Below are 23,062 nucleotides of genomic sequence, written 5' to 3'. Positions count from 1 at the left end.
CGGAGTTTGCGATGAATGCCGTTGTAGCCGCGGTACTGATCATGCTCGTGCTGAGCCTGTGCCGCATTCACGTTGTTGTTGCCCTGATCATTGGCGCCGTTTCCGGCGGCCTGATTGCGGGAATGTCCCTGGAAGATACCATTAACGCCTTCAACACCGGCCTCGGCGGAGGCGCTACGGTGGCCCTGTCTTACGCCACTCTTGGTGCGTTTGCGGTGGCCATCGGCAAATCCGGCCTGGCTCATGCCCTGGCCGACAAAGCCCTGGCCATGGTCGGCAAACAGGAAGGCAACGCTGGCGCCGCCACCGGCATCCGCTTCATGATCATTGGCCTGCTGGTGGCCATTGCCATGTCCTCCCAGAACATTCTGCCGATTCACATTGCCTTTATTCCCCTGGTGGTGCCACCGCTGCTGTACGTGATGGCCAAACTGAACATGGACCGGCGCCTGGTGGCCTGCGCGCTCACCTTTGGCCTGATCACACCTTATATGTTCCTGCCAGTGGGTTTTGGCGGTATCTACCTGAACGAAATCCTGCTGGCCAATGTCAGCGACAACGGTGTCGACGTGTCCGGCCTGAGCGTGATGCAGGCCATGGCCCTGCCGGCGCTGGGTATGCTGGTGGGCCTGCTGGTTGCGGTCTTCATTACCTACCGGGGAGGGCGTGGCTACGACCTCAAGCGCATCGAACAGACCGAGCGGGTGGATGTGCAGTACAGCCCGCGAACCCTGGTGATGGCCCTGATCGCCATTGCCGTGGCGTTCGTGGTGCAGCTCTGGCTGGGCTCTATGATTCTGGGCGCCTTGGCCGGCTTCGTGCTGTTCAACCTGTCCGGGGTGGTGAAGTGGAAAGAAGCCGACGACCTGTTCACCGAGGGCATGAAGATGCTGGCGATGATCGGCTTCATTATGATTGCCGCCAACGGCTTTGCCGAGGTGATGCGGGAAACCGGCGAAATCGCCAGCCTGGTGGAGGGCTCGGTGGCCGCCATCGGCAGCAACAAAGCCCTGGCCGCGCTGCTGATGTTGGGGGTCGGGCTGCTGATCACCATTGGCATCGGCTCGTCGTTTTCGACCATTCCGATCATCGCCGCACTGTATGTGCCACTGGCATTGCAACTGGGCTTCAGCCCGCTGGCCATTATCGCCCTGGTCGGCACCGCCGGTGCCCTGGGCGACGCCGGCTCGCCGGCGTCGGATTCCACCCTCGGGCCCACTGCCGGCCTGAACGTGGATGGCCAGCACAACCACATCTGGGACACCGTGGTGCCCACCTTCCTGCACTACAACCTGCCACTGCTGGCCTTCGGCTGGCTGGCGGCCATGGTGCTGTAAAACGCCTTGCGGAACGCTCTGTGTGCCGCCCGAACTGGCGGCGCACAGATGCACCCGGCAACTAGTCTTCCGATTCGGGATCGGCCCCCGATTTGAAAAACACCACCTGCTTGACCGTATGGTCGTCGGTGTTTTCCCGCTTGTTCACCCGGGTCTCGATTTCCGGTGCCGACGGCGGCGGTTGATCCGACATGGCATCGGTGAACCCACAGGCCACACACTCCCGCACCTGCTCGCCGTTGTCGTCGGTGAACATCATGATCTTGTCCATCTCCGCACAGCGGGGGCAGACAGCACCGGCGATAAAACGTTTCGGACTCGCCATACTTCAACTCCAGATTAGACACCCGATGGCCATTACGACCACCGGATGCAATTGTATCAGGCCGCCTCGTCGGTAATGCCGGTCTGTTTGAGCAAGGCATTCACCTCGGGCTCCCGGCCCCGGAACGCCTTGAACAATTCCATCGGTTCCTGCGAACCGCCTTTCTCCAGAATGTTATGCAGGAACGCCTTACCGGTCGCCGAGTCAAAAATGCCGTTCTCCTCAAACAGCGAGAACGCATCCGCCGCCAGCACTTCCGCCCACTTGTAGCTGTAATAACCGGCCGCATAACCTCCGGCAAAAATGTGAGAGAAAGCATTGGGGAAACGATTGAATTCCGGCGCCTGGACTACCGCAATCTCTTCACGCACCTTGCGGTGCATATCCAGTGGATTGGTGGGCGCAGTGTCGGTGAATTCCGCGTGCAGGCGGAAATCGAACAGCGAAAACTCCAGCTGGCGCACCATGGCCATGCCGGACTGGAAGTTCTTCGCCGCCAGCAACTTCTGCAGCAGATCCTCCGGCAACGGCTCACCGGTTTCGTGGTGGCTGGCAATCAGCGCCAGCGACTCCGGATGCCAGCACCAGTTCTCCAGGAACTGACTGGGCAGCTCCACGGCATCCCAGGCCACACCGTTAATGCCAGACACATCCATCACATCTACCTGGGTCAGCATATGATGCAGGCCATGGCCGAACTCGTGGAACAGGGTGGTCACCTCATCGTGGGTCAGCAATGAGGGCTTGCCGTCCACCGGCGCGGTGAAATTACAGGTCAGGAACGCCACCGGCAATTGCAGCCTGCCGCGCAGATCCTGCCAACGCACCCGACAGTCCGCCATCCAGGCACCGCCCCGCTTGCCCTGGCGGGCGAACAGATCCAGATAGAACCAGGCAATCGGCTGGCCACCGCGGCTGATGCAATACGCCGTGGCGTCTTCGTGCCAGGTCTCCACCTCCGGATGCGCCTCGATCTGCACATCAAAGAGCTTCTCGGCCACCCGGAACAGCCCCGGCACCACCTTGTCCACCGGGAACCAGGGCCGCAGCGTCTCCGGCGAGATGTCGTAACGCTTCTGGCGCAGCTTCTCGCTGTAGTAACCGATGTCCCAGGCTTGCAGATCTTCGACACCGTATTCGTCTTTCGCAAACGCCGCCAGCTCGGCAAACTCCTGCTCCGCCTGGGGCTTGGACTTGGCCGCCAGCTGGTTCAGGAAATCCATCACCTCATCCACATTCCGGGCCATCTTGGTGGCCAGCGAACGTTCGGCGTAGTTGTCAAAACCCAGCAACTGGGCAAGGGCATGGCGACGCTTGAGAATCTCCGCCATCACCGGCGTGTTATCCCAGGTGCCCGCATCCGGGCCCTGATCCGACGCCCGGGTGACAAACGCCTCGTACACCTCCCGGCGCAGCTCGCGGTTCTCACCATAGGTCATCACCGGATAGAAGCTGGGGAAATCCAGGGTGATCACATAGCCCTCAAGCTCCTTCTGACGGGCTGCCTGCCTGGCGCCTTCAATCGCCGTTTCCGGCAGTCCGGCCAGCTCATCAACATCGGTGATGTGCTTGTACCAGTGCTGGGTGGCGTCCAGCACGTTGTCGCTGAACTTGTTGGACAACTCCGCCAGCTCCCGGGACAGATCGGCGTAGCGCTTTTTCTTGTCCTCGGGCAGGTCCACACCCCCAAGACGGAAATCCCGCAGGATATTCTCGATGGACTTGCGCTGGGACTCACTCAACTGCTGGAAATCGTCACTGGCGGCCAGCTTCTTGTAAGCTTCGCACAGGGCGCCGTTCTGACTGATTTCGGTGCTGTATTCGGTGAGCTTCTCCAGACAGTTCTTGTACACCGTGCGCAGCTCGTCGTTGTTCATCACCCCGTTCAGGTGCGAAATCACCGACCAGGCATTGCTCAGTTTGTCCTCCAGCGCCTGCATAGGCTGCGCCAGCGTGTCCCAGGTGGGCTCGTCCTGCTGGGCCAGCGTCTGGATCTTCATCCGGTTCTCGCTGAGAATCTGGTCGATGGCCGTTTCCATGTGCTCGGTACGGATGTGGCCGAACTTCGGCAACAGATCGTCAGTCAGTAGCGGGTTATTCATAGGTCCCCTTCTCAGCTGTTCAGGTTTAAGTTACTTTCAGGCAACTCCAAGTTTCGGGGGAGTCTTTGGGAGGGGCTTTCCAAAAATTTGTGGAGCCATGGATGGCGGAACAGAAGCGCCACATGGATGTGCCGCAGGAGCGGTTTTTGGAAAGCCCCTCCCAAAGACTCCTTGCTCCCATTCAAGAGGTATATGTAATGGCGAATGTACGAACTCACAAGGGTATCACACCAGAATTTGGCGAACGCAGCTGGGTGGACGACAGCGCCGTGGTCATCGGCGACGTGAAAACCGGCGAGGACTGCTCGGTCTGGCCCATGACGGTGATCCGCGGTGATATGCACAAAATCCGCATTGGCAGCCGCTGCAGCATCCAGGACGGCTCGGTGTTGCACATCACCCACGCCAGTGACTACAACCCCGGCGGCTGGCCGCTGATCGTCGGAGACGATGTGACCGTGGGCCACAAAGCGCTTCTACATGGCTGCACCATCGGCAGCCGGGTGTTGGTAGGCATGGGCTGCACCGTGATGGACGGCGCCGTGGTGGAAGACGAGGTAATCATCGGCGCCGGCACCCTGGTACCACCAGGCAAGCGGCTGGAATCCGGCTACCTGTACGTAGGCTCGCCCTGCAAACAGGCCAGACCATTAAGCGACAAAGAAAAAACCTTCTTCAAATACACCGCCGCTAACTACGTCAAACTCAAAGACGAATACCTGAACGCAAACGACTAAAAAGCAAAAGCCCCGAAGCCAATCCACAATCAGCTCCGGGGCCTTCAATCGTGACCCAGACGGTTATTACCCCGCCGGAGCAGACACCTTTGCCCCGGCCGCTTCCAGGGCCCGAACGTAATCAACACTGCGGCGATGGCGCGAAATGCGATCCAGAATGGTGTGCCCCTGAGGATTGGTCGCATTCAGATCCCGCCCCGCCGCCACGAAGAACCCGATAAAACGCTCGAAATCTTCGGCCCGCATGGATTCATAAGCCCGATCCAGCACAAAGTAATCGGCATTGATGCCCTGGTCCCACGGCGTCAGATCCAGAAAACTTTTAACCCGCTCGTCGCTCCATTCCTCACCAATCACTTTGGGTTTGTCCGGTCCGCTCATACTGGCATCTCCTGCTGCTTGCTATTCGGCCGCACAGTATAAGACTTTGAATGAACTGAGGTTATATGAATGCACTATGAGCATCTGCGTTGGAGGCATAAGCACCAACCGGGCTCCGGACACATCAGGGCAGAATTTCCACCGGCAGCTCGGTGGTGGGCAGGTCGCCGTTGCACTCGGGATTACGAATGGCGATCTCGACCCGGCGGTTCATGGCGCGGTTGTCCGCCGTGTTATTCGGCGCCAGAGGCCGGGTCTCCGCCCGGCCGGCAGCCACCACCCGATCGGCCGGAATATCCCGGTTAAGCACCAGCTCATGCACCACCGACACCGCCCGGGCGGCAGACAAATCCCAGTTCGAGCGGAACCGGCTGCTGGAAATCGGGCGATCGTCGGAGTGCCCGGACACCACCACATCGCCGGTACACGATGAGAGCACGCGCACCACACGCTCGATGATCGGAATCATCTCCGGCTTGATGGTGGCATCACCAGACCGAAACGTGGCCTCTTCGGAGAACCGGATAACCACCTGATCCTCATCATAGTTGATATGCAGGGTTTCCGACGCTACTTCGGCTTCAAGCTCCCGCACCAGGCGACCGGCGAGGTCCAGGACTCCACCGGGGATCGGCCGGGTTTCTGCCTGTTCGGTGCGTTCATCAATGAATTCCGGCTGTTGCTGCAACGATTCCGACGGCTCGGGCAGGGAAACGGTGTCCGACTCCACCATGGTGATGGGCGAACCTCCCACATCGTCCCCCACCACGTTACTGGAACCAAAGGCCAGCGACATGGAATTGGCCATGGCACGGTACTTTTCCACATCCATCTCGGCAAACGACAACAGCAGAATGAAAAACGTTAACAGCAGCGTGGCCAAGTCCGCAAAGGTCACGATCCAGTCCGGGGTGCCTTTCTTCACCCGGTTTTTCTTCAGTGGCCGTGCCGGCAGCAAAGCTTAAACCTCCCGTTCGGGTTCAAGATTAGTGCGGTGTTCGGGAGACACATAGGACGACAGCAACTCCGTCATCACTCGCGGATTTTCCCCGCGCATGATGCTCTTGATCGAGGTGATGATCAGCATCTGGTTACGGGCATCATCCTCGGCCTTGAGCTGGAGCTTGTCTGCCAGCGGCAAGGCAATCAACTGGGCAATAAAAGCACCGTACAGCGTCGTCAGCAGGGCAATGGCCATGGCTGGCCCGATGGAGGAGGGATCGTCCAGGGTGTTAAGCATCTGTACCAGACCCACCAGGGTACCGAGCATACCGATGGCCGGGGCCGATTCACCGATGCCCCGGAACACCCGCTCCGCCACCTCGTAACGTTCCGCCGTTTGCTGGCTGTCCTGGAGCAGAGCCTCCTCCACCAACTCCGGCGGATGCCCATCGACGCACAGGTTGATGGCCTTTTGCAGGAACTCATCCTGCGTGTCGTGGTTTTCCAGGCCCAGAATACCTTCCTTGCGGACCACCCGGGCCAGCACCCCCACTTCCCGGATCAGTTCTGCCGGCCGGGCCAGGCGGTCGGTAAACGCTGCCCTGAAGGCCAGCCGGAAAGCGCTGATCACCGAGGGCATACGGAATTTGATCAGGGTAACGGCAAAGGTACCCCCAAGCACAATCGCCAGCCCCGGCAGATTCAGGAACGTGAGCGCGGAAGCGTTTGCCAGCATGGCCAGCACCACAATCAGGGTTCCGGCCAGCAACCCGACAAGCGTAAGAATATCCATAACTGACCCTTATCGACGGCTCGGCTGCAAGGCCTGCCTTACTCGGTTCTGAGTTTCTCGATCACCGGCAACGTCCCGGGACGAACGCCTCGCCACACGTGAAACGATTCGGCGGCCTGTTCAACCAGCATACCCAGGCCGTCAAACACCCGCCTGGCATCCTGGTCCAATGCCCATTGGTTAAAGGTGGTGGTCTGCAAAGAATACATCATGTCGTAGACCACGGTATCGGCACCGATCACATCGGCCGATACCGGCGGCAGATCGCCTTTCAGGCTGGCACTGGTGCCATTGATGATCAGGTCGAATGGCCCCACCGCCTGGTCAAAGCCACAGGCCGATAACTCCGGATCCACGTGCTCCCGGCCAAACAGCCGAACCAGAGCCTCCGCCTTGGCCACGGTGCGGTTGGCAATAACAAGGCCAGCGGGCCGTTCATCCAGCAGCGGGCCCAGCACACCACGCACGGCACCACCGGCGCCCAGCACCAGTATGCGCTTTCCCTTAAGGGCCACGGCGTGGTTGTCCCGAAGATCCCGGACAATGCCCACCCCATCGGTGTTATCGGCCACCAGCTGGCCTTCTTGATCGAGGTAGAGAGTATTGGCCGCACCCGCCAGCTCCGCGCGATGGGTGCGGTGCTCGGCCAGGGTCCAGGCCTGTTCCTTGAACGGCACGGTCACATTCAGGCCCTTGCCGCCACGCTCGAAAAAGTGCCGGACCGTGCCCACAAAATCGTTCAGCGGGGCCTGGATCGCAGTGTACTCCAGGGCTTCACCGGTTTGCTGGGCAAACAGGCTATGGATACGGGGCGATTTACTGTGACTGATGGGGTTGCCCACCACGGCATACAAATCGTTAGTCATGCGCTCCCTCCAGCCAGTCACGACCGGTCAGAAAATAGTCCGTCAGCCGGGCTTCCTCGCTGCCGGGCTCCGGTTGGCGATCGTAATCCCAACGGACCAGTGGTGGCAGGGACATCAGGATCGACTCCGTGCGCCCGCCGGACTGCAATCCAAACAGGGTGCCGCGATCATAGACCAGGTTGAATTCCACATACCGACCCCGGCGGTAGAGCTGGAATTCCCGCTCACGTTCACCCCAGGGCTGGCCCATACGCCGGCGCACAATCGGTTCGTAAGCCTCGATGTAACTGTCACCCACGGCTTGCATAAACTCGAAGTCCCGGTTGAAGTCGCCGGTGTTGTAATCATCAAAAAACAGACCACCAACCCCTCGGGGCTCCTGCCGGTGTTTCAGGTAGAAGTACTCGTCGCACCAGCGTTTATAGTCTGCATAAACCTGCTCGCCAAAGGGTTGGCAGGCGGCCCGGGCAGTCCGGTGCCAGTGCACGCAATCGTCCTCAAACCCGTAGTAGGGAGTAAGGTCGTAGCCACCGCCAAACCAGTACACCGGGGCGCTGTCTTTGGGAGTGGCGATGAAAAACCGGACGTTGGCGTGGGAGGTGGGAACGTAGGGATTGTTGGGGTGAATCACCAGAGACACCCCCATGGCCTGCCACGGCGCGCCTGCCAGGTGAGGGCGGTGGGCCGTGGCCGACGCCGGCATGGTATCGCCCATCACATGGGAAAAGTTAACGCCGCCCTTTTCGATAACCCCGCCATCGGACACTACACGGCTGATGCCGCCACCGCCTTCGGGCCGTTGCCAGCTGTCACGGATGAACGACGCCTGGCCATCAACGGCCTCCAGTCTCTGGCAGATGCGTTCCTGAAGACCGGTGAGGTATTCTTTGACGGCCTGGGTATCCGGCTGCTGTGACATGAATTCTCCTAACGAAACTGTTGTCCGGTAACAATATCAATAATACGGCTGGGCTTGCGATTGCCCCCGAGCGCACCCGGTACAATATGATCGATGCGATCCGCAAAATAGCGCCGTACCTGCCAGATGGCACGTGCCGGCTGCCGGCCCGCCGGATTGCAGGAAGTGCTGACCAGCGGCATACCGGCGGCGTCACACAGTGCCCGGACAATGGGATGATCGCTTACCCGCACCGCAATCGAGCTGTGTTTGCCGCGAACCCATTCCGGAATCTGGTGCTTCACATCAGGCAACAGACAGGTGACCGGGCCGGGCCAATGGCGGGTCGCCGCGTGTTGAAGATCGGCCGGTAACGGATCCAGAAGAAAGCGGACCTGCTCAACCGAGGAGGCAACCAGTATGACGCCTTTTTCAACCGGGCGTTGTTTAAGCTCCAGAATATCGTTAACCGCCTGTTCATTCCAGGGATCACAGCCCAGCCCCCAAACAGCCTCGGTCGGGTACGCGATCACGCCCCCGGCCAGCACTGTCTGGCGGGCAAGGGCCAATTGCATAAAACTCGGAGAAGACGAACTCGCCATGGGATTCGGGCGCCCTCATGCAGAACAGTGAACCATGCCCCGCCCCGTACGCTGATAACCGCCCGGGCAGGTATGCGCAAAACCCTCGAGCTCCAGAATCAGCAGCGACTGCATTAGCTGATCAGCCGGCAGTCCGGTTGCCAGGCTCAGGGCATCGGTGGACTGAGGATCATACCCCAAAGCCTCATACACCGCGATTTCCCGATGCTCAAGAACCGACAGATCCGGTTGGTCAGAGGCTTCCGGTGCATCAGCTGATTCCGGTTGCATCGACCACCACGTACCCAGCTCTTCGAGCACATCGTTCGCGGTTTCCACCAGCCTGGCGCCCTGGCGAATCAACTGATGGCACCCCCGTGCCACCGGGCTGTGAACCGATCCCGGTATGGCGAAGACTTCACGGCCCTGCTCCAGGGCCGTTCGGGCGGTAATTAAAGAACCGCTTCGCAAACTGGCTTCCACCACCAGCACGCCTCGGGCCAGGCCGCTGATGATACGGTTTCGCTGGGGGAAATACGCCGCCCGGGCCTGGGTGCCGGGCGGGTACTCGGAGACAATCAGGCCCTGGTCTCTGATGCGGTGTGCCAGCGGGCGATGCTGGGCGGGGTAAAGCCGGTCCAGCCCACAACCTACCACCGCGACGGTCGGATGCCCGGCATCCAGAGCCCCGGCATGGGCCGAGCCGTCAATACCCAACGCCAGACCGCTGGTGATCAGCAGGCCGCGGCGGCTGAGTTCTGCCGAAAACTGGCGGGCATGGTCCAGGCCGGCACGGCTCGCGTTCCGGCTGCCCACCACCCCCAGCTGGTCGCGCCGCAACAAGTCAACGTTACCCAGGGTATAAAGCAACAAAGGGGCGTTATGGATATGACGCAGGCACTCCGGATAGGGCGCCTCGTCCCGCCCCAGCAGGCCGATACCCTCGTGCTGGCATTGCCGGTGGATACTCAGAGCCCGGGCCACCAGGCTCTGGTTTGTATCACCTGTCTGCCAGGCGCCAACGGCCTCTATTGCCTCACGGTTCAGGCCCATGGCCCGAAGCGTGGCGGCATTCAGGGTCAGGATATCGGTAAGACGCTCAACGGTGCCCTCAATGCGTTCCCGCAGCGGGATTCCAAATCGGGGCAGCAGCGACAGCAGCAGCCATCGCCCTGACGGTGTCGCCAGAAATTCCTGTTCTGTCATGTTCTCTTCCTTGAAAACAATAATGGCCGGGCATTCCGGCCCGGCCATCGTTCAACATTATTACCAGATCAACCTCACCGCTCAGGGATTGGTCACCTTGTCACCCACCGCCAGGGGCCGGGTGGCCTGCAGCACCAAACCGTAACTCATTTTCTCGTAAGCCTGGAACACCATCAACAGGCCGGCCCGCTCGGAGGGCAGCTCGATGGTTTCTCCGGTTACCGGATCGCGCACCATGTTGCCCGCCTTGAGCACCGCCAGCACGTTACCTGCCTCCAGGCCCTCGCGCTCGCCCCGGTTAATGGCCACCACATTGAACTGGCCAATCTGGTTGACGCCGCCATCCACCGAAATCATCTTGCCTTCGATCTCACTGTCTGGCGAGCTGGGCACAAAGCTGGTGGTCAGCCGACGATCTTCGTTGACCAGCAAGCGGTCGCCAATACGCACTTCTTCACTGGATTTGGTAAGACCGACCGTGAGGACATCGCCATTGACGGCGTTGATGTTGCCACGGGCGATGCTCCGGGCCTCAAGCCCCAGGAACTCGCCGGTATCCGGATCGACAAATTCCTTGCTGCGACGGAAAATACCCACCCGGTCAGCCGGTTTTTCACCCCGGGCATAGATTCGGTCGCCGGCACCGGTGATGATCCGGCCGTCTTCGCCCTCAAGTACATAGGGCGCGCCGTTGATCTGCTCCGGGCTGACAATACGGGTATCGGTCAGGAAGCTGGCAATGGCATCCAGAGGAATAGCCGGAATCGGGGTATCGATGCTTTCGGCCCGGATTTGCGGCGACAGTTTCACCACATCGTTGCTGGCCACCTTGGTAATACGGGGTTTGCCATCAATATAAACCAGCGCCAGACGGTCACCCGGGTAGATCAGGTGGGGGTTGGCAACCTGAGGGTTCACGTGCCAGATTTCCGGCCAGTACCAGGGGTTGTTCAGGAATCGCCCCGAAATGTCCCAGAGGGTGTCCCCTTTGACGACCGTGTAACGCTCAGGATGATCAGACCTCAGCTCCGGCTGCGCCTGGGCCCAGGAGGTAAACAGCAGCGCAGAGGCCGCCAGCGCGTACAACAGTTTCCTCATTGTTTATGTCCTTGATCGCGTACCTTGAATCTTTGCATTCGGTAATGCCGCCACAGAATGCCCGCAGCATATTACGTTGTCATTCCCGTTACTATAGAAGAAGTCCGGGAATTTGTGATGTTATCTTTTGTTCTTCGAGTGATTTCTGCAGCCACAGAAGCCCTTTCAGGCGCACTCCCACCCGCTGACTGATCAGTTTGTATTCAATCGGTAATTTATTGGATAATAACCCCTATAGACAGAGGCAACTACCTTGAAGCCGGGAACTCTGCCAGCATTATAGGTTCAAACCACCTGAATCCCTGGATTCATCATAGGCGGACACCGGAAAATTGCGCAGTACGCTGTCGCATTTCGGTAAACGGTTTCACAACGTTACAAATGCCGTGCTGACCGGCGCCGCATTTTCGCTGGCAAGCCGCATCGACACATTGCCCGTTACTCACAGGCCAGAAGCAAAAGCACTATGATTCGAGAAATTCTTGAGTACCCGGACCCACGACTTCGCACCATCGCCAAACCGGTGGAGGAAGTGACCGACGACATCCGGACACTGATCGACGATATGTTCGAGACCATGTACGATGCCAGCGGCATTGGCCTGGCCGCGACCCAGGTGGATGTGCACAAGCAGATCATTGTGATGGATCTGTCGGAGGACAAAAGCGAGCCCCGGGTGTTCATCAACCCGAAGATAGAGGTTCTGGATGGCGACCTGGAAGCCATGCAGGAAGGCTGTTTGTCAGTGCCCGGATTCTACGAAGACGTCAAGCGCATCGAGCATTGCCGCATTACCGCGAAAGATCGCAACGGCGACGACTTTGTACTCGAAGCCGAGGGGTTGCTGGCGGTCTGCATCCAGCATGAGATGGACCACCTGAACGGCAAGTTGTTCGTGGATTACCTGAGCCAGCTCAAGCGCAACCGGATTCGCAAAAAGCTGGAAAAGCTCCACAAGCAAAGCGCCTGAGGGCTTCCAGCAAAGCACTGCAGTCAGGACCGGGTTACGACCCGGTTTTTTCGTATCAACGACACAGAGAAGCCACCAACGTGCGTATTGTGTTTGCCGGCACGCCGGATTTTGCCGCCACCGCCCTGAAAACGTTGCTGAACGACAACCATGACGTCGTCGGCGTTTATACCCAGCCGGATCGCCCCGCCGGACGCGGCCGCAAACTCATGCCCAGCCCGGTCAAGCAGGTGGCGCAGAAAGCCGGTATCCCGGTGTTCCAGCCCGAAAGCCTGAAACCGGAAGAAGCTCAGCAGGAATTGGCGGCGTTGAAACCCGACGTGATGATCGTCGCGGCCTATGGCCTGATCCTGCCCAAGGCGGTGCTGGAGATACCCACCCACGGGTGCCTGAATATTCATGCCTCGCTGCTGCCGCGGTGGCGGGGTGCCGCACCGATCCAGCGCGCCATTGCCGCCGGCGACGCCGAAACCGGCATCACCATCATGCAGATGGACGAAGGCCTGGATACCGGTGCCATGTTGCTGAAAGTAAAAACCCCGATCCATTCAGACGATACCGGCGGCAGCCTGCACGACCGGCTCGCAGACCTCGGCGGAAAAGCGATCAGCCAGGCGCTGTCCCGTCTGGTGGCCGGCGATCTGAAGGGTGAGGCACAAAACAATGACCAGGCGAATTATGCCCACAAGCTGTCCAAGGCGGAGGGCCACATCGACTGGACCGGCAGCGCCGATGACATCGAACGGCTGGTCCGGGCCTTCAATCCCTGGCCGGGAACCTTTACCGATCTGGGCGAGCAGCGCCTTCGGATCCATCATGCCACAGCCTTGACGCAGGCCAGCAAGCATCCGCCCGGCACCGTACTCAACCGGGAAAGGGACGGCGTAACCGTGGCCTGCGGCACCGGCACCCTGAACATCACCTCGGTGCAGCTGCCCGGCAGCAAAGCCCAGAGCATCAGTGATCTGATCAACGGTGGTAAACAGGTGTTACTCCCCGGCCAGGAGCTGAACTGACCATGGCCTATCAGCCTTTACCATTCCGCGCCGTTGCCGCCCAGGTGCTGCTGGCCGTGGAACAGGGCCAGTCGTTAACCCAATGCCTGGCGCCGGCGCTGGGCCAGCTGCCCCCGGAACAGCGGCCACAACTTCAAGCCATCTGTTACGGTACCTGCCGCTGGTTCCATCGGCTGGAAGAAGAGCTGAATCACCGCCTGAAGAAGCCCCTGCGCAAACCCGACCGGGTTGTCCACCACCTGATGCTGGTGGCCCTGTTCCAGCTGCGTTATAGCGAACAGGCCACCTACGCGGTCCTGAATGAGACCGTTGAAGCCTGCCGTGCCCTGGACAAACCCCACCTGACCGGGCTGGTCAACGGCGTACTGCGGGCCGCCGAACGGGAAGGCGCGCCGGAACCGGAAAACGACAGCAGCCGCTTCAGCCACCCGGTCTGGATGGTGGAAAAGCTGCGTCATAACTGGCCCGACGACTGGCAAGCCATTCTCGATGCCAACAATCAGCAGGCGCCAATGACGTTACGTGTCAACGCCCTGCGGTTCCGGCGCGATGACTACCTCAAACTGCTGGCCGAGGCCGGCATCGAGGCCCACGCCACCCGCTTTGCGCCCCATGGCATCCAGCTGGCGCGGCCGGTTCCGGTTGATCGCCTGCCCTGGTTTGAGGACGGCGCGGTCAGCGTGCAGGACGAAGCCGCCCAGCTGTGCACTACTTTGCTGGACCTGCAGCCAGGTCAGCGGGTGCTGGACGCCTGCGCAGCACCTGGCGGCAAGACCTGCGCCATTCTGGAAGCCTGCGGCGAGCTGGAAGAGGTGGTGGCCATCGACGAATCGGCCGAGCGCCTGCCCCGGGTGCAGGAGAATCTCGACCGCCTGGACCTGCACGCGGTTCTGACACAGGCCGATGCCGCCAGCACCGACCAGTGGTGGGATGGCAACGCTTTCGACCGCATTCTGCTGGACGTACCCTGCAGCGCCACCGGCGTGATCCGCCGCCACCCGGACATCAAATTGCTGCGCCGGGAATCCGACATCGTGCCGCTGGCCGGCATTCAGCTTGGCCTGCTGGACGCCATGTGGTCTATCCTCAAACCCGGCGGTCGGCTGGTGTATGCCACCTGCTCGGTGTTTCCCCAGGAGAACCACCGTATAATCCAGCGGTTCCTGAAGCAGCAAGATCAGGCCAGACTCATAACCATCACAACAGACTGGGGCCGGGACATGACCACCGGGCGCCAGCTGTTACCAGACCCGGACAGCCATGACGGCTTTTTCTATGCCGTACTGGAGAAACCTGAACCATGAAGATCCTGATTCTCGGCGCCGGCCAGGTAGGCGGAACCCTCGCGGAAAACCTGGCGAACGAAGCCAACGACATCACCGTTGTTGACAATGACAGCGCCCGCCTTCGGGAACTGCAGGACCGTCTTGATATTCGCACCATGCACGGCCGTGCCTCCTACCCCACGGTACTCCGGCAGGCCGGGGCCGAAGACGCCGACATGGTGATTGCGGTCACCAACAGCGACGAAACCAATATGGTGGCCTGCCAGGTCTCCAAACTGCTGTACAAGACCCCCACCACCATTTGCCGGGTTCGTGCCGGCGCGTATCTGGCCAAGCCCGAGTTGTTCTATAACAAAGAGACGGTGAAGGATCTGGACAGCCTGCGCGGATTTCCCCTGGATGTGCTGATCAGCCCCGAACATCTGGTCACCCAGCACATCACCCGGCTGATCGAATACCCGGGCGCGCTGCAGGTGCTGGAGTTTTCCAAGGGCCTGACCCGGCTGGTGGCCATCCAGGCCATCGAGGGCGGGCCGCTGGTGGGCCAGGAACTGTCTTACCTGCGCACCCATATGCCCAAGATTGAAACCCGGGTGGCCGCCATTTTCCGCAAAGATCGGGCGATCATGCCCCAGGGCGACACCGTCATCGAAGACGGCGACGAAGTGTTTTTCATCGCCGCCGCCGATCACATCCGCTCAGTGATGAGCGAGTTGCAACCGCTGGAAAAACCCTACAAGCGTATTTTTATCTGCGGCGGCGGCAACATCGGCTATCGCCTGGCGAACACCCTGGAAGACCGCTATCAGGTCAAAATTCTCGAACGGGACCACGAACGCTGCGTGATGCTGTCCGAACGCCTGCGCAAGAGCGTGGTGCTGGAAGGTAACGCCACCAACAAGGACATCCTGCTGGAAGAAAACATCGAAAACACCGATGTGTTCTGCGCCGTCACCAACGACGACGATGCCAACATCATGGCGTCGATGCTGGCCAAACGGCTGGGTGCCCGGCGGGTGTTCACCCTGATCAATAACCCGGACTACGTCGACCTGATTCAGGGCGGTGACATTGATGTGGCCATCTCGCCACAACAAACCACCATCGGCAGCCTGCTCACCCACGTGCGCCGGGGCGATGTGGTCAACGTTCATTCCCTGCGCCGCGGCGCCGCCGAGGCCATCGAAGCCATTGCCCACGGCGACCATCGCTCCTCGAAAGTCGTCGGCAAACGCCTGGACGAAATCAAGCTGCCGGCCGGGACCACCATCGGGGCCATCGTGCGGCACAACCAGGTACTGATCGCCCACGATCATCTGCGGGTGCAGCCCGACGACCACGTGATCCTGTTCCTGGTGGACAAATCCCGCATTCGCGAGGTCGAGAAGCTGTTCCAGGTGGGCCTGACGTTCTTCTGATTGATCCCAGACAAAACAACAGCCTGGCTGGCACTTAGAAATGCAGCGTCAGCCGGCGTATAATGCGCGTTTTCATTTTCAGGTGTGCCCTCAAAAACCGGGCGCCACACACAGACTGACCAGCAGGCAATCGTCGTGACAGACAAGGCAACCAACAACTCCGCGCCGGATCTCCAGACCTTCCAGGGTCTGATCCTGGCATTGCAGAATTTCTGGGCGCAGCAGGGCTGCGTGGTTCTCCAGCCCCTGGACATGGAAGTGGGCGCCGGTACCTTCCACCCGGCCACCTTCCTGCGCTCCATTGGCCCGGAAACCTGGAACTCGGCCTACGTTCAACCCAGCCGCCGCCCCACCGATGGCCGCTACGGCGAGAACCCCAACCGTCTGCAGCACTACTACCAGTTTCAGGTTGTGCTGAAACCGTCACCGGACAACATCCAGGAACTGTACCTGGATTCCCTGCGCGCCCTGGGCCTGGACCCTCTGGTGCACGATATCCGGTTTGTGGAAGACAACTGGGAATCCCCCACTCTGGGCGCCTGGGGCCTGGGCTGGGAAATCTGGCTGAACGGTATGGAAGTGACCCAGTTTACCTACTTCCAGCAGGTCGGCGGCCTGGAATGCTACCCGGTCACCGGTGAACTGACCTACGGCCTGGAGCGCCTGGCTATGTATATCCAGGGCGTGGACAGCGTGTACGACCTGGTCTGGACCAAAGGCCCGGAGGGCGTGGTCACCTACGGCGACGTGTTCCACCAGAACGAAGTGGAGCAGTCCACCTACAACTTCGAACACGCCGACACCGAGTTCCTGTTCCACAGCTTCGACGTGTACGAGCGCGAAAGTGCCCGCCTGATCGAAGCCGGGCTGCCACTGCCCGCTTACGAGCAAGTACTCAAGGCTTCCCACACCTTCAACCTGCTGGACGCCCGCCACGCCATTTCGGTAACCGAGCGCCAGCGCTTCATCCTGCGGGTACGCACACTGGCCCGCGCCGTCGCCCAGGCCTACTTCGACAGCCGCCGCAAACTCGGCTTCCCGCTGGCACCGGAAGCCTTGCGCAAGGAAGTGCTGGCCAACGTTGAGGCCGCCGAAGCCAAAGCCAGCAAGAAGGGCAAGAAAGCAAAGAAGGCACCGCAGGAACAGGGGAACGCATAATCATGGCAACACAGGATTTTCTGGTCGAACTGGGCACTGAAGAACTGCCCCCCAAGGCCCTCAAGCCATTGTCTGACGCCTTTACCCAGGGCATTGTCAAAGGCCTGGAAGAGGCCGGTGTCGCGTTCGGACAAGTAGAAAGCTTCGCCGCGCCCCGTCGTCTGGCCGTTCGCATTCGCGACCTGGCCGACGCCCAGCCCGATAAAGCCGTGGAAAAACGCGGCCCGGCCGTGAAAGCCGCCTTCGACGACTCCGGCAATCCCACCCGGGCGCTGACCGGCTTCGCCACCTCCCTGGGCATCACCCCGGACCAGCTCGACACCCTGGAAACCGACAAGGGCGCCTGGCTGGTGTATCGCACCGTCGAAAAAGGCAAGCCCACGGTGGAGCTGATGCCGGAGCTGGTGGACAAATCCCTCGCGGCCCTGCCCATTCCCAAGCGAATGCGCTGGGGCGCCTACAAAACCGAATTCGTGCGCCCGGTGCACTGGCTGATTCTGCTGTTCGGCAACAAGGTGATCGACACCCCGGTAATGAACCTGAAGCCCGGCAACAAGACCCGTGGCCACCGGTTCCATTGTCCGAAAGAACTGATTGTGCCCACCCCCGCCGACTACGAAGTAGTACTCAAGCAAGAAGGCTATGTACTGGCCGACTTCGCCGAGCGCCGCGAGCAGATCCGTACCGGTGTGGCTGCCCTGGCTGAAAAAGAAGCCGGCGCGAAAGCCGTAATCAATGACGAGCTGCTGGACGAAGTCACCGCCCTGAACGAATGGCCGGTGCCGCTGATGGGCCGCTTCGAGGAGCGCTTCCTGGAGGTTCCGGCAGAAGCCCTGATTTCCTCCATGGAAGAGCACCAGAAGTACTTCCACGTGGTGGACAGCAACGGGCGCATCCTGCCGCTGTTCGTGACCGTGGCCAATCTGGAGAGTAAAGACCCGGCCCAGGTAATTGCCGGCAACGAGAAGGTGATTCGCCCGCGCTTGTCCGACGCGGCCTTCTTCTACGACACCGACCGCAAGAGTAAGCTCGAAGACCGTATCGACGCACTCAAGCCCATCGTATTCCAGGAGAAGCTGGGCAGCCTGTACGACAAATCGGTTCGCGTTGCGGCTCTGGCGAAGAAAATTGCCGACGCCATCGACAGCGACCCGGCCCTGGCCGAGCGCGCCGCCATGCTGGCCAAAACCGACCTGTGCACGGAAATGGTGCTGGAATTCACCGACCTGCAGGGCATCATGGGCCAGTACTACGCCACCAACGACGGCGAGCACGCCGACGTGGCCAAGGCGTTGAACGAGCAGTATATGCCGCGCTTTGCCGGCGACGACCTGCCGTCTACCCTGACCGGCTGCGCCGTGGCGATTGCCGACCGGATCGACTCCCTGGTGGGGCTGTTTGGCATCAACCAGCCACCCTCCGGCACCCGGGACCCGTTCGCGCTACGCCGCGCTTCCCTGGGTGTGCTGCGCATCATCATTGAACGGCAGCTGCCGCTGGACCTGCAAACCCTGTGCGAATGGGCCGAGCAGAACTTCACCGTGCTGACCGAGCAGAACACCGCCAGCACCGTGGTGGACTATATGCTGGAGCGGTTCCGCGCCCACTACGACGAGCAGGGCATCGGTGCCGAGGTTTACCTGGCGGTACACGCCCGTCGGCCAACCCGGCCACTGGATTTCGACCGCCGGGTGAAAGCGGTGGAAGCCTTCCGCCAGCTGCCGGACGCCCAGGCCCTGGCCGGCGCCAACAAGCGGGTATCGAACATTCTCACCAAGCAGGGCGGCGACCAGATTGGCGAGGGGGTGGATAACACCCTGCTGCAGGATGCGGCGGAGAAAACCCTGGCACAGAAGGTCGACGAACAGGCGCAGCAAGTTCTGCCAATGTTCGAAGCCGGTGACTACGCCAGCGCCCTGAGTTCCCTGGCGAGCCTGCGCGAACCTGTGGATAACTTCTTCGATGAAGTGATGGTGATGGCCGAAGACGAGGCCGTGCGCAACAACCGCCTGGCGCTGTTGAACCGGTTGCGTAACCTGTTCCTGCGGGTGGCCGATATCTCACTGTTGCCTACGGCGGGATAAATCAGCCGCTGAGCAGATGTACTGACGAAAATACCCAGGGAAGGGGTTTCAAAACGGCCGGCAATCCGTATAATACCGGCCGTTGATCGGCGTGTGGCGCAGCTTGGTAGCGCACTTCGTTCGGGACGAAGGGGTCGCAGGTTCGAATCCTGCCACGCCGACCACTTTCCCGCTTTATCTCTGCCTTTCGTACTCTGAACACTCCCATACTGAAGCACCGTTTCTGAATCTTTGATAAGTCTGCTAATGTTCTCCCGTGCAACGGTCGCGGAGGGATACATTGAACAAGGCAACGGAATTCAAGTCCGGCAACTTTTCGTTTTTGTCAGAACACGATTCCTTATTCGTAGAACTGGCCGACTCCGCCGAACGAGCCTTCGCCAGTGACCCCAACAGCACCCTGATCAAACTCCGCCAGCTGGGCGAAGCCCTGGCCCAGCACTTGGCCGCGCGCTCCGGCATCGAGTTCGACGAACAGACCAGCCAGTCTGAGCTGCTGTACCGCCTGAACCGGGAATTGCGCCTGGAGCCTCAGGTCAAAGAGCTGTTCCACATTCTGCGCATCGAAGGCAACAAGGCCACCCACCAGTTCCGCACCCGGCACAAAGAAGCGATGGATGGCCTGAAAGTGGCCCGCGAGCTGGCTATCTGGTTTCACCGCTCCTTCGGCAAAGCCGGCGCCGGCTTCAAACCCGGGCCCTTTGTACCGCCTGCCGACCCCAGCGCCCAGTTACGCCAGCTCCAGGGAGATATCGAGAAACTCCGCCACGACCTGCAACAGGCCAACATGGCCCTGGACAGCAGCCAGCAGCTCAGCCAGCTGATCGAGCAGGAAAAAGCCGAATACGAAGCCCTGGCCGTGGCCATGGACGAAGAATCCCGGGCGCTGGCCGAACAGGCCCGCCAGCACGAACAGGCGCTGAACCAGCAACAACAGGCCTACGAGCAGAAGATCAAAGCCCTGCAGCAACAGCTCACGGAGCAGGGCGAGCAGACGGTTAACCAGCAACGCCAGCAGGTGGCAAAACAAACCAAAGCCGCCACCGACACCCTGGTACTGAACGAAGAGCTCACCCGCATTATCATCGACCAGCAACTGCAGGAAGCCGGGTGGGAAGTCGACAGCCAGGAAATCACCTATCAAAAGGGCGCACGCCCGGAGAAGGGCCATTACCGCGCCATTGCCGAGTGGCCCACCAATCACCATGGCGAGAAGGGCCGGGCGGATTACGTGTTGTTTGCGGGGCTCACGCCCATCGCCGTCGTCGAAGCCAAGAAAGAAAACACCAACGTGGCCGGCAAGATTCGCCAGGCCGAGCGTTACAGCAAAGGCTTTAAAGTAAACGCACCCTTGGTGGGCGCCTGGGAACTGACCGGCCGCACCATCGCCTGGCCCGCCGATGAAAGCGGCCATTTCCATGTGCCTTTCGTGTACTCCTGCAACGGTAGGCCGTATGTACCGCAATTACAGGAATACTCGGGCACCTGGTTCCGGGATGTGCGTGAGCCAAGCAATACCCGCCGTGCTCTGCAACAGTTCCACACACCGGGTGGTTTGCTGAATTTACTGGAGCGCGACAAGGCAAGCGCCGAGAAGCTGTTAAAAGATGAGCCCTTCGGTTACCTGAAACTGCGGGATTACCAGCAGAAGGCCATTGTCGCCACCGAACACGCACTCGCCCAAGGCGTTCGTACTGCGCTGTTGGCGATGGCCACCGGCACCGGTAAAACCCGCACCATCATCGGGCTGATGTACCGGTTTCTGAAAGCCGAGCGCTTCCACCGCATCCTGTTCCTGGTGGACCGAACCGCTCTGGGCCAGCAGGCCATCGACGCCTTCAACGAAGCCCCGCTGGAGCAGAACCACACCCTCAGCAAAATCTACAACGTGGCAGAACTGGGTGACATGGCCGCGGAAGCGGAAACCCGCATCCAGGTGGCCACCGTGCAGGCCATGGTGAAACGCATCTTCATGAGTGACACCCCGCCGGCCATTGATCAGTTCGACTGCATCATCATCGACGAAGCCCACCGGGGCTACACCCTGGATCAGGAAATGACCGAAGGCGAACTGGCCCTGCGGGACACCAGCCAGTACCTGTCCAGCTACCGCCGGGTGCTCGACTACTTCGACGCGGTGAAAATCGGCCTGACCGCCACCCCGGCCAAACACACCAGCGAGATTTTCGGCAAACCCGTATACACCTATTCCTACCGGGAAGCGGTGGCGGACGACTGGCTGATCGACCACGAACCGCCCATCCGCTACGAAACCCTGCTCACCCAGAACGGCATTACCTTCGAGAAGGGCAAGCCGGTGGAAGTGATCAATACGCAAACGGGCGAAGTGGACACCACCGAACTGGACGACGAACTCAGCTTTGAAGTGGATACCTTCAACCGCCGGGTGATCAACGAGAACTTCAACCGGGTCATCTGCGAACAGCTGGTGCAGGAACTGGACCCGTTCGGCGACGAGAAAACCATGATCTTCTGCGCCACCGACCTGCACGCAGACATGGTAAAAAGCCAGCTCGACAAGGCCTTCAAGGATCTCTACAACGGCCAGTACAACGAAGCCGCCGTGGCCAAGATCACCGGCCAGAGCGACAAGGTGGACCAGCTCATCCGCCGCTACAAAAACGAACGCTACCCCAACATCGCCATCACCGTGGACCTGCTGACCACCGGCATCGACGTACCGCCCATCTGCAACCTGGTGTTCCTGCGCCGGGTGCGCTCACGCATCTTGTACGAACAGATGATCGGCCGCGCCACCCGCCGCTGCGACGAGATCGGCAAAACCGTGTTCCGCATTTACGACCCTGTGGATATCTATGCCGCGCTGCAGGATGTGAACACCATGAAACCCCTGGTGAAAGACCCGAACATCACCCTGGAGCAACTGGTGGACGAGCTCACCGACGACGAGCAACTGGAAACCGCCCTCAACAGCCCCGGCGACGCGCCCGACGAAAGCCAGGCCGACGTGGTGCTCAGCCAGCTCAGCCAGAAACTCATGCGGGTGCTGCGCAAGGCCGACAACAAAGCCGAAACCCGCCCGGAACTGAAACAGAAGCTCGAAGAACTGCAGCAGAGCTGGGGCGTGGAACCCAAAGCCCTGCATACCCACCTGCACCAGCTCGGCCCCCGCCAGGCCTCGGAGTTCATCAAGCAGCACAGCGGCCTGCTGAACCAGCTGGCCGAGGTGAAATCCCTGGTGGGCAGCGACTATATGCCGCTGATCTCCGACCACGAGGACGAAATCCGCGAGCGCACCCAGACCTACGGCGTTCATGAACGGCCGGAAGACTACCTGGACAGCTTCAACGACTTCATCAAGCAACAACTCAACCAGTCCGCCGCACTCGCAGTCGTGGTCAACAAACCCCGGGACCTCACCCGGGAACAACTACGAGAAGTAAAACTGCTACTGGACAACCACGGCTACTCCGAAGCCCGTCTGCAGACCGCCGTGCGCAACCAGACCAACAAAGACATCGCCGCCAGCATCCTCGGCTACATCCGCCGCGCCGCCCTCGGCGAGCCGCTGATTCCCTTTGAACAGCGGGTAGCCCAGGCCATGGACCGCATCCTCACCCAGCACAACTGGACCCCGAACCAGCGCAAATGGCTGGAACGCCTGGCCAAGCAACTGGTGCATGAAGTGATCATCGACCGGGAATTTGTGAACCACCGCTTTGCCGATGACGGCGGGGCCAGGCAGATGGACAAGGTGCTGGGCGCACAGCTGGATACCGTACTGGAGGAGTTGAACGAGGCCATGTGGCCAAGTGTGGGTTAGTATTCCCTTGCCACCAGGATCACAAAAGCGCAAAATCAACAAAAATCCGTTGAAATAGC

General features: G+C 60.4%; 19 protein-coding genes and 1 tRNA gene. 10 read left to right on the top strand and 10 right to left on the bottom strand.

Annotated elements, in window-relative coordinates; genetic code table 11:
* The first annotated feature begins 11 nt into the window (after positions 1-11).
* The gene (locus ACP2AU_RS04270) at positions 12-1,337 is read left to right on the top strand and encodes a Na+/H+ antiporter family protein (protein WP_426374775.1); all 1,326 of its coding nucleotides are present in this window, start codon (positions 12-14) and stop codon (positions 1,335-1,337) included.
* Positions 1,338-1,398: 61 nt separating this feature from the next.
* Here the strand turns inward: ACP2AU_RS04270 and ACP2AU_RS04265 are convergent, their stop codons facing one another.
* Positions 1,399-1,662, bottom strand: coding sequence for a YheV family putative zinc ribbon protein (locus ACP2AU_RS04265; protein WP_426374773.1), 264 nt, complete (start codon positions 1,660-1,662; stop codon positions 1,399-1,401).
* Positions 1,663-1,718: 56 nt separating this feature from the next.
* Complete coding sequence (prlC, locus tag ACP2AU_RS04260; protein WP_426374772.1) at positions 1,719-3,764, bottom strand: oligopeptidase A; 2,046 nt, start codon at positions 3,762-3,764, stop codon at positions 1,719-1,721.
* A 197-nt stretch (positions 3,765-3,961) separates the two neighbouring features.
* Here prlC and ACP2AU_RS04255 point away from each other — a divergent pair, with 197 nt between their 5' ends.
* Positions 3,962-4,501 (top strand): gamma carbonic anhydrase family protein, encoded by a 540-nt coding sequence (locus ACP2AU_RS04255; protein ID WP_426374770.1) that lies wholly within the window; start codon positions 3,962-3,964, stop codon positions 4,499-4,501.
* A gap of 66 nt (positions 4,502-4,567) precedes the next feature.
* On the opposite strand, the gene ACP2AU_RS04250 is transcribed toward ACP2AU_RS04255, so the two are convergent.
* The 8 genes from ACP2AU_RS04250 to ACP2AU_RS04215 all read right to left on the bottom strand — a co-directional run bounded on the left by ACP2AU_RS04250 (position 4,568) and on the right by ACP2AU_RS04215 (position 11,266).
* On the bottom strand, positions 4,568-4,882 hold the full coding sequence (locus tag ACP2AU_RS04250) for a PA4642 family protein (protein ID WP_426374768.1): 315 nt from the start codon (positions 4,880-4,882) through the stop codon (positions 4,568-4,570).
* A 124-nt stretch (positions 4,883-5,006) separates the two neighbouring features.
* Positions 5,007-5,840, bottom strand: a complete 834-nt coding sequence (locus ACP2AU_RS04245; protein WP_426374766.1) for a flagellar motor protein MotB — start codon at positions 5,838-5,840, stop codon at positions 5,007-5,009.
* Between the two features lie 3 nt (positions 5,841-5,843).
* Positions 5,844-6,617 carry a motility protein A gene (locus tag ACP2AU_RS04240; protein ID WP_426374764.1) on the bottom strand — a complete coding sequence of 258 codons (774 nt, stop codon included), beginning with the start codon at positions 6,615-6,617 and terminating at the stop codon, positions 5,844-5,846.
* 38 nt (positions 6,618-6,655) lie between these two features.
* Positions 6,656-7,483 (bottom strand): shikimate dehydrogenase, encoded by an 828-nt coding sequence (gene aroE, locus ACP2AU_RS04235; RefSeq protein ID WP_426374762.1) that lies wholly within the window; start codon positions 7,481-7,483, stop codon positions 6,656-6,658.
* The gene (gene hemF, locus ACP2AU_RS04230; RefSeq protein ID WP_426374760.1) at positions 7,476-8,402 is read right to left on the bottom strand and encodes an oxygen-dependent coproporphyrinogen oxidase; all 927 of its coding nucleotides are present in this window, start codon (positions 8,400-8,402) and stop codon (positions 7,476-7,478) included. The genes aroE and hemF overlap by 8 nt, the downstream gene beginning before the upstream one ends.
* Before the next feature lie 8 nt (positions 8,403-8,410).
* Positions 8,411-8,983 carry an L-threonylcarbamoyladenylate synthase gene (locus ACP2AU_RS04225; RefSeq protein ID WP_426374758.1) on the bottom strand — a complete coding sequence of 191 codons (573 nt, stop codon included), beginning with the start codon at positions 8,981-8,983 and terminating at the stop codon, positions 8,411-8,413.
* Between the two features lie 15 nt (positions 8,984-8,998).
* On the bottom strand, positions 8,999-10,168 hold the full coding sequence (gene dprA / locus ACP2AU_RS04220; protein WP_426374756.1) for a DNA-processing protein DprA: 1,170 nt from the start codon (positions 10,166-10,168) through the stop codon (positions 8,999-9,001).
* A gap of 81 nt (positions 10,169-10,249) precedes the next feature.
* Entirely contained in the window at positions 10,250-11,266 is a 1,017-nt protein-coding gene (locus ACP2AU_RS04215) for a LysM peptidoglycan-binding domain-containing protein (RefSeq protein ID WP_426374754.1), read from the bottom strand.
* A gap of 466 nt (positions 11,267-11,732) precedes the next feature.
* On the opposite strand from ACP2AU_RS04215, the gene def reads away from it, so the two are divergent.
* The 8 genes from def (at position 11,733) to hsdR (ending at position 23,003) form a co-directional block, all read left to right on the top strand.
* Positions 11,733-12,236 (top strand): peptide deformylase, encoded by a 504-nt coding sequence (def, locus tag ACP2AU_RS04210; RefSeq protein ID WP_426374752.1) that lies wholly within the window; start codon positions 11,733-11,735, stop codon positions 12,234-12,236.
* An 80-nt stretch (positions 12,237-12,316) separates the two neighbouring features.
* The gene (fmt, locus tag ACP2AU_RS04205) at positions 12,317-13,252 is read left to right on the top strand and encodes a methionyl-tRNA formyltransferase (RefSeq protein ID WP_426374750.1); all 936 of its coding nucleotides are present in this window, start codon (positions 12,317-12,319) and stop codon (positions 13,250-13,252) included.
* A gap of 2 nt (positions 13,253-13,254) precedes the next feature.
* The gene (rsmB, locus tag ACP2AU_RS04200; protein WP_426374749.1) at positions 13,255-14,556 is read left to right on the top strand and encodes a 16S rRNA (cytosine(967)-C(5))-methyltransferase RsmB; all 1,302 of its coding nucleotides are present in this window, start codon (positions 13,255-13,257) and stop codon (positions 14,554-14,556) included.
* A complete protein-coding gene (gene trkA, locus ACP2AU_RS04195; protein ID WP_426374747.1) occupies positions 14,553-15,956 on the top strand; it encodes a Trk system potassium transporter TrkA in 1,404 nt (467 codons plus the stop codon). Before rsmB ends, trkA begins: the two co-directional genes overlap by 4 nt.
* Positions 15,957-16,091: 135 nt before the next feature.
* Positions 16,092-17,114, top strand: a complete 1,023-nt coding sequence (glyQ, locus tag ACP2AU_RS04190; protein WP_426374745.1) for a glycine--tRNA ligase subunit alpha — start codon at positions 16,092-16,094, stop codon at positions 17,112-17,114.
* Positions 17,115-17,116: 2 nt separating this feature from the next.
* Positions 17,117-19,198, top strand: a complete 2,082-nt coding sequence (gene glyS, locus ACP2AU_RS04185; protein WP_426374743.1) for a glycine--tRNA ligase subunit beta — start codon at positions 17,117-17,119, stop codon at positions 19,196-19,198.
* Between the two features lie 87 nt (positions 19,199-19,285).
* Positions 19,286-19,362, top strand: a tRNA-Pro gene (locus ACP2AU_RS04180).
* A 116-nt stretch (positions 19,363-19,478) separates the two neighbouring features.
* Entirely contained in the window at positions 19,479-23,003 is a 3,525-nt protein-coding gene (gene hsdR / locus ACP2AU_RS04175) for a type I restriction-modification system endonuclease (protein WP_426374741.1), read from the top strand.
* Positions 23,004-23,062 lie beyond the last annotated feature (59 nt).

The sequence above is a fragment of the Marinobacter sp. VGCF2001 genome, from assembly GCF_049943275.1.
Taxonomy (GTDB): Bacteria; Pseudomonadota; Gammaproteobacteria; order Pseudomonadales; family Oleiphilaceae; genus Marinobacter.
The sequence above is the reverse complement of the archived record's forward strand: the minus strand, read 5'-3'. Positions and strand labels throughout refer to the sequence as shown.

What these genes read in the sequence shown, in the direction of transcription:
- ACP2AU_RS04215 (WP_426374754.1), bottom strand. Translation starts at nt 11,266, where the DNA reads ATGAGGAAACTGTTGTACGCGCTGGCGGCCTCTGCGCTGCTGTTTACC.
- ACP2AU_RS04225 (WP_426374758.1), bottom strand. Translation starts at nt 8,983, where the DNA reads ATGGCGAGTTCGTCTTCTCCGAGTTTTATGCAATTGGCCCTTGCCCGC.
- def (WP_426374752.1), top strand. Translation starts at nt 11,733, where the DNA reads ATGATTCGAGAAATTCTTGAGTACCCGGACCCACGACTTCGCACCATC.
- glyS (WP_426374743.1), top strand. Translation starts at nt 17,117, where the DNA reads ATGGCAACACAGGATTTTCTGGTCGAACTGGGCACTGAAGAACTGCCC.
- dprA (WP_426374756.1), bottom strand. Translation starts at nt 10,168, where the DNA reads ATGACAGAACAGGAATTTCTGGCGACACCGTCAGGGCGATGGCTGCTG.
- ACP2AU_RS04265 (WP_426374773.1), bottom strand. Translation starts at nt 1,662, where the DNA reads ATGGCGAGTCCGAAACGTTTTATCGCCGGTGCTGTCTGCCCCCGCTGT.
- rsmB (WP_426374749.1), top strand. Translation starts at nt 13,255, where the DNA reads ATGGCCTATCAGCCTTTACCATTCCGCGCCGTTGCCGCCCAGGTGCTG.
- trkA (WP_426374747.1), top strand. Translation starts at nt 14,553, where the DNA reads ATGAAGATCCTGATTCTCGGCGCCGGCCAGGTAGGCGGAACCCTCGCG.
- hemF (WP_426374760.1), bottom strand. Translation starts at nt 8,402, where the DNA reads ATGTCACAGCAGCCGGATACCCAGGCCGTCAAAGAATACCTCACCGGT.
- ACP2AU_RS04240 (WP_426374764.1), bottom strand. Translation starts at nt 6,617, where the DNA reads ATGGATATTCTTACGCTTGTCGGGTTGCTGGCCGGAACCCTGATTGTG.
- prlC (WP_426374772.1), bottom strand. Translation starts at nt 3,764, where the DNA reads ATGAATAACCCGCTACTGACTGACGATCTGTTGCCGAAGTTCGGCCAC.
- aroE (WP_426374762.1), bottom strand. Translation starts at nt 7,483, where the DNA reads ATGACTAACGATTTGTATGCCGTGGTGGGCAACCCCATCAGTCACAGT.
- ACP2AU_RS04250 (WP_426374768.1), bottom strand. Translation starts at nt 4,882, where the DNA reads ATGAGCGGACCGGACAAACCCAAAGTGATTGGTGAGGAATGGAGCGAC.
- ACP2AU_RS04255 (WP_426374770.1), top strand. Translation starts at nt 3,962, where the DNA reads ATGGCGAATGTACGAACTCACAAGGGTATCACACCAGAATTTGGCGAA.
- ACP2AU_RS04270 (WP_426374775.1), top strand. Translation starts at nt 12, where the DNA reads ATGAATGCCGTTGTAGCCGCGGTACTGATCATGCTCGTGCTGAGCCTG.